This is a genomic window from Spirillospora sp. NPDC046719 (assembly GCF_040645715.1).
GTDB lineage: Bacteria > Actinomycetota > Actinomycetes > Streptosporangiales > Streptosporangiaceae > Spirillospora.
This window is the reverse complement of the sequence record NZ_JBEYYT010000398.1, coordinates 1-8,705: the sequence shown is the minus strand read 5'-3', so window position 1 is coordinate 8,705 and position 8,705 is coordinate 1. Positions and strand designations below refer to the sequence as shown.

At 72.4% G+C, this 8,705-nt stretch carries 13 protein-coding genes; 4 read left to right on the top strand and 9 right to left on the bottom strand.

Annotation, left to right across the window (positions count from 1 at the left end; translation table 11 throughout):
• The 9 genes from ABZ914_RS40680 to ABZ914_RS40640 all read right to left on the bottom strand — a co-directional run.
• Positions 1-235, bottom strand: a 235-nt coding sequence (locus ABZ914_RS40680; protein ID WP_500199948.1) for a hypothetical protein, incomplete at its 3' end; no start/stop codon positions are given.
• The gene (locus ABZ914_RS40675) at positions 232-387 is read right to left on the bottom strand and encodes a DUF6760 family protein (protein WP_387020397.1); all 156 of its coding nucleotides are present in this window, start codon (positions 385-387) and stop codon (positions 232-234) included. The genes ABZ914_RS40680 and ABZ914_RS40675, both read right to left, overlap by 4 nt.
• On the bottom strand, positions 384-752 hold the full coding sequence (locus tag ABZ914_RS40670; protein ID WP_190851941.1) for a phage tail assembly protein: 369 nt from the start codon (positions 750-752) through the stop codon (positions 384-386). Before ABZ914_RS40670 ends, ABZ914_RS40675 begins: the two co-directional genes overlap by 4 nt.
• Positions 749-1,189, bottom strand: a complete 441-nt coding sequence (locus ABZ914_RS40665) for a phage tail protein (protein WP_190851943.1) — start codon at positions 1,187-1,189, stop codon at positions 749-751. Before ABZ914_RS40665 ends, ABZ914_RS40670 begins: the two co-directional genes overlap by 4 nt.
• A gap of 10 nt (positions 1,190-1,199) precedes the next feature.
• Entirely contained in the window at positions 1,200-2,333 is a 1,134-nt protein-coding gene (locus ABZ914_RS40660) for a phage tail sheath family protein (protein WP_500199945.1), read from the bottom strand.
• A 37-nt stretch (positions 2,334-2,370) separates the two neighbouring features.
• On the bottom strand, positions 2,371-2,949 hold the full coding sequence (locus tag ABZ914_RS40655) for a Pvc16 family protein (protein ID WP_500199943.1): 579 nt from the start codon (positions 2,947-2,949) through the stop codon (positions 2,371-2,373).
• Complete coding sequence (locus ABZ914_RS40650) at positions 2,949-4,718, bottom strand: AAA family ATPase (RefSeq protein WP_500199941.1); 1,770 nt, start codon at positions 4,716-4,718, stop codon at positions 2,949-2,951. Before ABZ914_RS40650 ends, ABZ914_RS40655 begins: the two co-directional genes overlap by 1 nt.
• A gap of 685 nt (positions 4,719-5,403) precedes the next feature.
• Entirely contained in the window at positions 5,404-5,835 is a 432-nt protein-coding gene (locus ABZ914_RS40645; RefSeq protein WP_500199939.1) for a PfkB family carbohydrate kinase, read from the bottom strand.
• A complete protein-coding gene (locus tag ABZ914_RS40640; protein ID WP_500199938.1) occupies positions 5,832-6,350 on the bottom strand; it encodes a PfkB family carbohydrate kinase in 519 nt (172 codons plus the stop codon). The genes ABZ914_RS40645 and ABZ914_RS40640 overlap by 4 nt, the downstream gene beginning before the upstream one ends.
• A 9-nt stretch (positions 6,351-6,359) precedes the next feature.
• On the opposite strand from ABZ914_RS40640, the gene ABZ914_RS40635 reads away from it, so the two are divergent.
• The 4 genes from ABZ914_RS40635 to ABZ914_RS40620 form a co-directional block, all read left to right on the top strand.
• Positions 6,360-6,716: a helix-turn-helix domain-containing protein gene (locus tag ABZ914_RS40635; protein WP_500199936.1), complete on the top strand. Its 357-nt coding sequence runs from the start codon at positions 6,360-6,362 to the stop codon at positions 6,714-6,716.
• A gap of 340 nt (positions 6,717-7,056) precedes the next feature.
• Positions 7,057-7,992 carry a branched-chain-amino-acid transaminase gene (gene ilvE, locus ABZ914_RS40630; RefSeq protein WP_500199934.1) on the top strand — a complete coding sequence of 312 codons (936 nt, stop codon included), beginning with the start codon at positions 7,057-7,059 and terminating at the stop codon, positions 7,990-7,992.
• Entirely contained in the window at positions 7,989-8,405 is a 417-nt protein-coding gene (locus ABZ914_RS40625) for a cupin domain-containing protein (protein ID WP_500199933.1), read from the top strand. The genes ilvE and ABZ914_RS40625 overlap by 4 nt, the downstream gene beginning before the upstream one ends.
• Positions 8,402-8,705: alcohol dehydrogenase catalytic domain-containing protein (locus ABZ914_RS40620; protein WP_500199931.1), on the top strand; the 304-nt coding region annotated here is incomplete at its 3' end. The genes ABZ914_RS40625 and ABZ914_RS40620, both read left to right, overlap by 4 nt.

Here is an 8,705-nt window from a genome sequence, read left to right as displayed (position 1 = left end):
CGGGCGCCGATAGGCCGGGACCGGTGCCCGGCCGGGCTCTCGGTGGTGGGCCCGGCGGATGCGCCGGCCCGTCGGGCGGCCGCTCGACGCGGTCGAACCGGCCCGCGAGCGGCGCGGCGTTCCGCGCCGCCCTGGCCAGCACCGGGTCCAGCGGCGCCGTCCACGGGAACTCCGGCACATGGCGCGCCGCCAGGTGCCGGCCGGCCTCCTGGAGCCGTTCTCCGAGCGTCGTCATCCCGCCTCCCGGGCGATCTGGTCGAGGACCTCGGTCACCCAGCGGCGGCGGGCCGCGTGGTCGAGGTCCAGGACTTCGGTGAGGGTCCAGTGCGCGTGCCGTGCGAGGAAGGCCACCTCCTGATGGACCCGGTCCAGGGGGTAGCCGGTCATCCCCCCAGCGGCGGCACCTCCACCTCGTGGCCCCGCCCGCAGTGCGGGCACTCGACGGCTGCCGTGCCGGGCGCCAGCCCGTTGACGCGGTTGTAGAGGTCCTGCAGGTAGGCGAGGTCCTCGGAGAACAGGCCCTCGATCACCCCGGGGTTGATCTCGGGCAGCCCGCCGAGCCGGGTGACCACCCGCGACAGCAGCAGCACGACCAGGTAGGCGGGCCAGTTGCGGACCCGCGGGTCCTTCAACGGGTAGATCTCGTCGGCCGCCGTCGCGAGCCGCATCACACCGGCGCGGTGCAGGGTGCCGTCCGCGTCCACGTAGCCCTTGGGCAGCTCGAACTCGATCTCGGTGGCCAGCGCGCTCATACCCGGGTCAGCCCCTCGTGCGCGAGCACCAGCGTGTCGATGGAGATGTCACTGCCCTTGGCGGTGAACGCCGAGCTCTCCCACTTGGAGGGCCAGGCGTTGACGAAGTTCCACCTGGCCACCTCGGTGCTGTTGTCCAGGTCGAACACCACGATCGAGCCGTTCTTGCGGACGATCGCGCCGATCACGATCTGCTGCCGCCAGTCCCACAGCTCCGTGGACGCCGTCAGGCCCCACTTCAGCGAGATGTCGGAGTAGCTGGTGCGGCCCGGCAGCTTGTAGGACGTGGTGTTGTCCCCGCCCTGCCGGTTCTCGATGACCTCGGTGGTGGAGCCGAGGCCGCCGCACTCGACGAAGCTCGCCTGGGCGATGCCTTCCAGCTCGACCAGGAAGTTGAAGTTGCGGTACGGGTCGACCCGCTGTCCGGTGGTGGGCACTGCTTGCTCCTTAACGCTCGCTGATGGACGCGCCGCCGTCCCACAGGCCGATGCGCAGTTCGACGAACTCGGCGGGACGGCTCGGAGCCAGCCCGATCTCGATGACCACCTCGCCCCTGGCCCGGACGTCGGGCGGGTTGAGCTCCTCGGTGATCGAGACGTAGAACGCCTCCTTGGCGGTGGCCCCGAACAGCGCCCCCGCCTGCCAGATCCGGGTGAGGAACTCGGTGATCGTGCGTTCCAGGCCCCGCCACAGGGCGAGGTTGTTCGGCTGGAACACCGCCCAGCGGACGCCCTGCTTGATCGAGTCCTCCAGGTAGCAGACCAGCCGCCGGACGTTCACGTACTGCCAGTTGGTGTTGGTCGTGAGGGTGCGGGCGCCCCAGACCAGCGGCGGGCCGCCGGGGAACCGCCTGATCGCGTTGACGCCGGCGTGGTTGAGCTGTCCGTGCTCGGTGTCGTTGAGCTGGTAGTCCAGGTCGAGGGCGCCGCGGACGGCCTCGTTGGCCGGGGCCCGGTGCACGCCGACGGAGTCGTCGCAGCGCGCCATGATGCCCGCGACGTGCCCGGACGGCGGAACGGTGAGCCGCGCGTCCGGCGCGGCGGGGTCGGCGATGACCAGCCACGGCCAGTACAGGGCGCCGAGGCCGCTCGCGGAGTCGAGGCCGGCCCGCTGCGTCAGCAGCGGGCTCTGCGGGTTCACCGGGTTCGGGTCCTGGACGCCGTCGAGGATCGCGAACCGGTCGCCCATCGCGTCGCAGTGCCCGAGCACCTTCGCCTGCGATGCCACCGTGACCGTCCCGGGCAGGCAGACCATGCTCACGTCGGGGTAGCGGGTGAGGCGGCCGAGCGCGGGATCGAGCCCCGCGGGGTCCGCGATCGGGACGATGTAGGCGAAGCCGCCGCCGTTGTCGAAGAAGCCCTTCACCGCGTACGGCAGGGACAGGCCCGCCTTGTAGGCGCCGTACTTCGCGACGTACGCGGTCCACGTGGTGACCGGGAACGGCACGCCGGACTCGGAGGCGGGCGGGAGCGTCGCGGGCGTCCCCACGAACGCCGTGACCGTGCTGCTCACCCCGGAGATCGGCCCGGCCTGGGTGATCTCCTTGACGTAGACCCCGGGGGCCATGGTGTCGTAGGCCATCGTCTCTCCTGTCGCTCGAAGCGGTCGTGCCCGCGGCTCATGCCTTCAGGACGGGCTTGAGCAGCACGTCCTTGACGATCGGGGTGGTGGTGGTCTGGTCGGAGGGCTCGGCGGCGACCGTCAGCGTCAGCCCGAACGCGGGCCGCGGCGCGATGCCGAGCGCGCTCCAGAAATGGCCCATCGCCCGCCCCTCCCCGGTCCGCGCGACGGTCATCGGGACCGGGTAGGGCTGCGCCGCCATCGTTCCCTGCAGGAAGCGGTCCGGGACGGTGGGGAAGCGGGCCAGCCAGACCAGGGCGGCGCCGAGCAGCGCGTGCTCCTCGGCGGCCCGCAGCCCGGCCGTCTGATGGGACCAGGCGGTCACCAGGTAGCCGCAGTCGAGCCGGAGCGCGGGCGGCCGGCTCGTGACGGAGTCGCCGGTGCGCTCCATCACCCGGGCCTCGTCGCGCAGCAGCCGGTTCTCGGCGATCTCGTGCAGGAACAGGTCCAGCGTGGTCTGGTCGGGGCGGTAGTCCCGGTCGGGGGTGTCGAAGGCGACCTGCGCGGCCCGCAGCGCCTCGGGGGCGGCGGCGTCCTGGACGAGCTTGGCGAGGGTCTGGTCGAGGTCCTGGAACATCAGCCCTCCGACCCGGGGGCGAACCGGCCGGTCTTGCGGTGCTCGCGGCGGATCGCCTCCAGCACGTCGCCCTGCCCGATCGGCCTGCCCGCCGCCGCGGCGCGGAACGCGGCGCGCAGCACGACGCCGCGGATCTCGCCGCCGGTGAGCGGGAACCGCGCCGCCAGCTCGGCCAGATCGAGGTCGTCGCCGCGCGGAGCCCGCCCGGGCAGGCAGCGGTCCCAGATGAGGCGGCGCTCCGGCTCGCCGGGAACGGGGAACTCGACGATGAACCGCAGCCGCCTGGTGAAGGCCGGGTCGAGGTGGCGGCGCAGGTTGGTGGCCAGCAGCGCGATCCCGTCGTAGTGCTCCATCCGCTGCAGCAGGTAGGACGTCTCGATGTTGGCGTAGCGGTCGCGCGCGTCGCGGACGTCGCCGCGCCTGGCGAACAGCGAGTCGGCCTCGTCGAACAGCAGCACCGCGTCGGTCTCGCCCGCCGCGGTGAAGACCTTCTCCAGGTTCTTCTCGGTCTCGCCGATGTACTTGCTGACCACCGCCGCCAGGTCGACCGCGTACAGGTCGAGGCCGAGCTCCCCGGCGACGACCTCCGCGGCCGTCGTCTTGCCGGTGCCGGGCGGGCCGGTGAACAGCGCCGTGACGCCGCGCCCCCGGGCGGTCCCGGCCGCGAAGCCCCAGTCGTGCCAGACCGTCCGCCGCGCGGTCACCTGGGCGCACAGCTCGCGGAGCTGGTCCAGCTCGCCGCGCGGCAGGACCAGGTCGTCCCAGGTGTGCAGCGGCTCGATCCTGCGGGCGAGGGCGGCCAGCTCGCGGCCGGTCTGGGCGCGCGCCGCGGCGAACAGCTCCTCGCGTCCGGGGCCTGCGCCGCCGGTGCCCCGGGCCGCTGCGGCCGCGGCGACGGCCCCGCCGATCCGGCCGGGGCCGAACCGGAAGCGGGCCGCGAGCTCGGCGGCCGGTTCCGCGCTGATGCCGGCGGCGGTCAGGCGGGCCGTCCAGACGCGGCGGCGGACCTCGTAGGACGGGCGGGAGAAGGAGACCTCGACTGCGCCGTCCGGCATCGCGGGACCGTCGCCCGCCAGCACGGCGATGCCCGGGTGGTCGCGGATCTCGGACGCCAGGTCGTCCGGGCCGTAGAGCAGCGCCCCGTGCAGGGCCGCCTCGCGCAGCACGTGGAACATCAGGTCGGGGCCGGGCTTCGTCTCGATGGCCAGCAGCGGCATCCCGAGCCGTCCGGCGAGGGCGCGGGCAGTGGTCCGCCGACCGGATCCCGGTGGACCGCGGAAGTGCAGGCGGAGCCGGCCGCGTGAGGCGGCCCGGACGGCGGCGAGCAGCCCGGCCCGAACGTCGTCGGGCAGCGGCACCTCCGCCCACAGGTCCGGCGGGGGCGCGGTCAGCGCGCAGTAGGGGACGAGGCGCCGGTCCAGCCCGTGCTGCCCGAGCAGGACGTCGATGATCTGCTCGTCGAGCGCCATCCGGCGGGTGATCAACGGCCCGTCGCCCAGCAGCGCGACGATCCGCTCGGAGATCAACGGGGCGTCGCCCTGGAAATGCCGCCTTTCCGCCCCGGGCACCGCCGCCAGCGCGTCGGCGACGGCCGGCCAGGGCCGCCCGGTGATCTCCGGTTCCAGCGCAAGCGCGGTGATGCCCATTTCGGCGTCGGTCAGCGCATAGGTCTCGCGCAGCCATTGCCCGCCGGTGGTCGCGATTCCGACGGAAAGGCCGTTCTGGGCCGACGGTGCCACCGGCGCCGCGTTCGACACACCTGCCCCCATGTGCGGATCCATGTGAACCGGCCTTGCGGACGAGCTCGTCCTTCACAAGGCCACGGACCCGCCGAGGAGCGTGGCCGCCCATTAATGAGAACACGGAAGGTAATCGAAATCCATACGCGGCAGGCGTCGATTTCACGGCACGTTAAAATGATCAGGAATTCGCCCCGATAACTCCCAAAATTGCCAGGCTCCCGTCGCGAAAACCCGCACAAAAAAGCCACATCCAGCCAAAGGACCCACGCCCGGCACCGACCGCCCTCCACCCGGTCGACGGCGAGCTGCGGCCCGCCATCAAGTGCGGCTCTCCCACTTCTCGACGGTGGCTCGTGCGCCGATGCTGTGGAGGCTCGGGCCGCCAGGTCGCCGCGGCGCCGGTCCACCACGTCGATCCGCCGCCCCTGCTTGTCGACTCCCTGCGCCTAACGCCGAGGTCGGCCGCGCGCCGTCGCGCGCCTCGGCGAGGACGGCCGCGTCAGCTTCGAACGCGCCCGTGGTCTGGTTCACGTGGTAGCCGCCTTCGGTGATCGTCAACGAGACGATCCGGACGGCGGGATCGGTGAGGGCCGTCCGCCCCCTTCTCCACCAGCGTGTACAAGGTGGACTGGTCGCGCAGCGCGTCGCGCATCGGTTCGTCCTCGGGAATGCCGAAGGGGATCTCCGCGGGAAGGTTTGGCGGGGGTGAGCTTCATCTGGCCTCCTGAGTCATCGAGGCCGGCGCGCCGGGGCGGGGGACTCCGGACCCGAGGTGGGACAGGCGCGGCGGGTCCGCGCCGCGGCGTGTCACCGTCACCCCGGCGATCCGGGCGGCGAACGAGCCGATGGACCGCAACGTGTCGTCGGGAAGCCCGCCGGGGCGGCGCAGTGATCGCGCGAGATCCCGCTCGACGATCTCGTAGAGCAGGCCCGCCATGTAGGCGTCACCGGCGCCGATCGTGTCCACCACCCGTGCCGGGGTAGCGGGGACCTGAACCCGGTGGTCGCCGGACGCCAGCAGGGAGCCGTCGGCCCCGGTGGTCAGCCCGACGAGGGCTGCGCCGAGCCCCAGCAGCCTCCCGACCAGGTCCACCGGGGCGAGGTCGGGGTAGAGCCAGGACGCGTCCTCGTCGCTGAGCTTCACGATGTCGGCGTGCGCGCAGAGGTCCTCGAAAAGCCTCCGCACCTCTCGCGGCGGGGGGGCAGCGACGGCCGGATGTTCGGGTCGATGCTCACCACGGCCCCGCGCCGCCGTGCGGCCGCCAGGATCTCCGCGACCCGGCCGGCGCCGGGGTGCAGGAAGAGCGCCAGCGAGCCGGCGTGCAGGAGGCCGGCCTCGCCGACGGGGACGTCCGGGCGGAGGTCCCACGTGAACTCCAGGTCGTAGTGCGCCGAGCCGTCGGCGGCCAGTTTCGCCGTGGCCACCGGTGTGCCGGCTCCGACCGGTCCCGCGGATACGACGTCGGCCCCCGCGTCGTGGAGATGGGCGAGGATCCGGTCCCCGTAGGCGTCCGCCCCGAGCGCCGTCAGGAACCGGACGGGGACGTCGAGCCGTCCGAGCGCGACGGCGACGTTGAGAGGGGAGCCGCCCGGTGTCATCGAGCCGTTCCCGGCGGGGTCGCCGATCACGTCCATGACCGACTCGCCGATGACGACCACGGCCGGGGGATGCCGCGTCGTCTCATCGTGGTCATCGCCGGGCGCCGTGGTCCGTGCGCCAGCGATGGACGCGGCGTCGCTGCCTTTGGAGGGAGTCGGTGTCATATGGGGGAGACCTCGCTTGATGCCGGGCCGAGCCGTCGTTGCGGCGTCGCGGCCCCGAAGTACAGATCGAGTGCGGCCAGAGCGTTGTCGAGCGCGTCGAGCGCCGTGCACATGCATCACAGCAGCGTGGCCTATCGCATCGACCGGATCTCCGATCTCCCCGGGGTCGACGTTCGCTCCAGCGATGGCCGCCACCGCGGGCGAACGGCCCTCCTGCTATGGCACCTGCACGCCGCACCGCGCGGGGGCCGGACGGTGTGACGTCCGGGCCCCGCACGGAACAGGGGCATCGGCGCGCCGTCGTGTGTGCAGGGCTTTCCGGCGGTGCCCGCGGTCTCGCTCTTCATATTGAATTCGCCAATTCGTCTCGACGGTAGGGAAATTGCCGGGTTTCGCGGTGCTTCTCGGCAAGGATCAGTGCCCGGGGGAGCGGCATGGCGTCGCCTACAGGAATGCTGAAGGCTTGATTAAGAAGCCTTCGATTGTGCTTAACGCGGCGACCGGCTTAACGTGCTGCTGACAGGCGTTCCTCGATGAAGGGGAGGTCAATGCAGTGAGTGTACAAGCAGAAGTCGGATCGCGAGATCCCGCCGTTTTCGGCGTGCCCTACGGCGTTGTCTTCGTCGATGGTGAATTCGTTTCGTCGGATGAGGCGAGGCTGAGTGTTCTCGCGAACGTCGTCTCGTACGGAACGGGGACCTTCGAGGGGATCCGGGCCACGTGGAACCAGGAGCGGGGAGACCTCTTTCTGCTGGAGGCGCCTGCGCACTACGAGCGGCTGGAGCGTTCCGCGCGGATCCTCGGTCTCCGGCTGCCGTACGCGCCCGCGGATCTGGTGGCGGTGACCTGCGAACTGCTGCGCCGGAACGGCGTGCGCGCCGACAGCTACGTCCGCCCCCTGCTGTTCCTGGCCGGTGAGCAGCTCGCCGTCCGGATGCACGATTCGGGCAGCCGGCTGTGCATCCCGGCCACCCCGATGCCCGGCGACTACATCGACCCGCGGGGCATCCGGTGCATGGTGAGCACCTGGCGGCGCGGCACGGACGTCGCCGTGCCCAACCGCGCCAAGGTGATCGGGAGCTATGTCGGCCCCGCGCTGGCCAAGACGGAGGCGGTCCAGCGCGGGTTCGACGAGGCCCTGCTGCTGACCACCGACGGCCATGTGGCCGAAGCGACGACGTCGAACGTCCTGGTGCGCCGCGGGGACGAGTGGGCCACGCCCGCCGCGACCGACGACATCCTCGAGGGGATCACCCGCCGCCAGGTGACCGGGCTGCTCTCCGAGGACTTCGGCGTCACCGTCGTCCAGCGCCGTGTCCACCGCTCGGAACTGTACGCCTGCGACGAGGCTCTGCTGTGCGGCACGGCCGCCATGGTCGCGCCGATTATCGAGGTGGACGGGCGCCCGGTGGGCGACGGGAGGCCGGGCGAGACGACGCTGGCCTTGCAGCGCGAACTGTCGTCGATCGCGCGGCGGGGCGGCGACCGGCACCACGAGTGGACCACTCCCGTATTCGGCACGGAGGCGGAGGCGTGAACGAGTCGAGCAGGCCGGTCCGGACGGGGACCGGGACGGAGAGCGCCCTGAGCGACCTGGACTCGATCCGGCCGCTGCGCATCTGGCAGGACGTCGTCGCCAGGGTCATCGAGAGCGAGCTGATCACGCTGGCGGTCGTGGAGATCCCGCCCGGCGGCCTGGTGCCGGCGCACCGGCACCGGAACGAGCAGGTCGGGCTCTGCCTGGCGGGCTCCCTGCGGTTCACCGTCGGTCCGGAGTCGCGCGAGTTCGGCCCTGGCGGCATGTGGCGGATCCACGCCGACGTGCCGCACGAGGTGCATGCCGGTGCCGACGGCGCGGTGGTCGTCGAGGCGTTCTCGCCCGTCCGGAGCGACTGGGAGGGGCTGGACTGGGCACCCGAAGCGCCTCCCCGCTGGCCGGCCGGATCATGAGAGCCCTGTCCGCGACGGGTGACGACGGCCTGGTGGAGCTGGTCCGGGTGCCCGAGCCGTCCGTCGGAGCCGGCGAGGTGCTGGTGGACGTGCAAGCGGTCTCGGTCAACCGGGGCGAGCTGCACCGTCTGACGGTGGCGGACGCGGGTTGGCGGCCGGGCTGGGACTTCGCCGGGGTGGTGGCGGATCAGGGGACGTCCGGCACCGCCCCGGCCCCCGGCCGCCCGGCCCCGGGCACGCGGGTGTTCGGCATCGCGGATGGAGGCAGCTGGGCCGAGCGGGTCGCGGTCCCCGCGGCCC

Excerpts from the sequence above, each read along its gene's own strand:
- ABZ914_RS40675 (WP_387020397.1), bottom strand. The coding sequence starts at position 387 with ATGACCGGCTACCCCCTGGACCGGGTCCATCAGGAGGTGGCCTTCCTC.
- ABZ914_RS40670 (WP_190851941.1), bottom strand. The coding sequence starts at position 752 with ATGAGCGCGCTGGCCACCGAGATCGAGTTCGAGCTGCCCAAGGGCTAC.
- ABZ914_RS40660 (WP_500199945.1), bottom strand. The coding sequence starts at position 2,333 with ATGGCCTACGACACCATGGCCCCCGGGGTCTACGTCAAGGAGATCACC.
- ABZ914_RS40655 (WP_500199943.1), bottom strand. The coding sequence starts at position 2,949 with ATGTTCCAGGACCTCGACCAGACCCTCGCCAAGCTCGTCCAGGACGCC.
- ABZ914_RS40650 (WP_500199941.1), bottom strand. The coding sequence starts at position 4,718 with ATGGGGGCAGGTGTGTCGAACGCGGCGCCGGTGGCACCGTCGGCCCAG.
- ABZ914_RS40635 (WP_500199936.1), top strand. The coding sequence starts at position 6,360 with ATGCCGCGTCGTCTCATCGTGGTCATCGCCGGGCGCCGTGGTCCGTGC.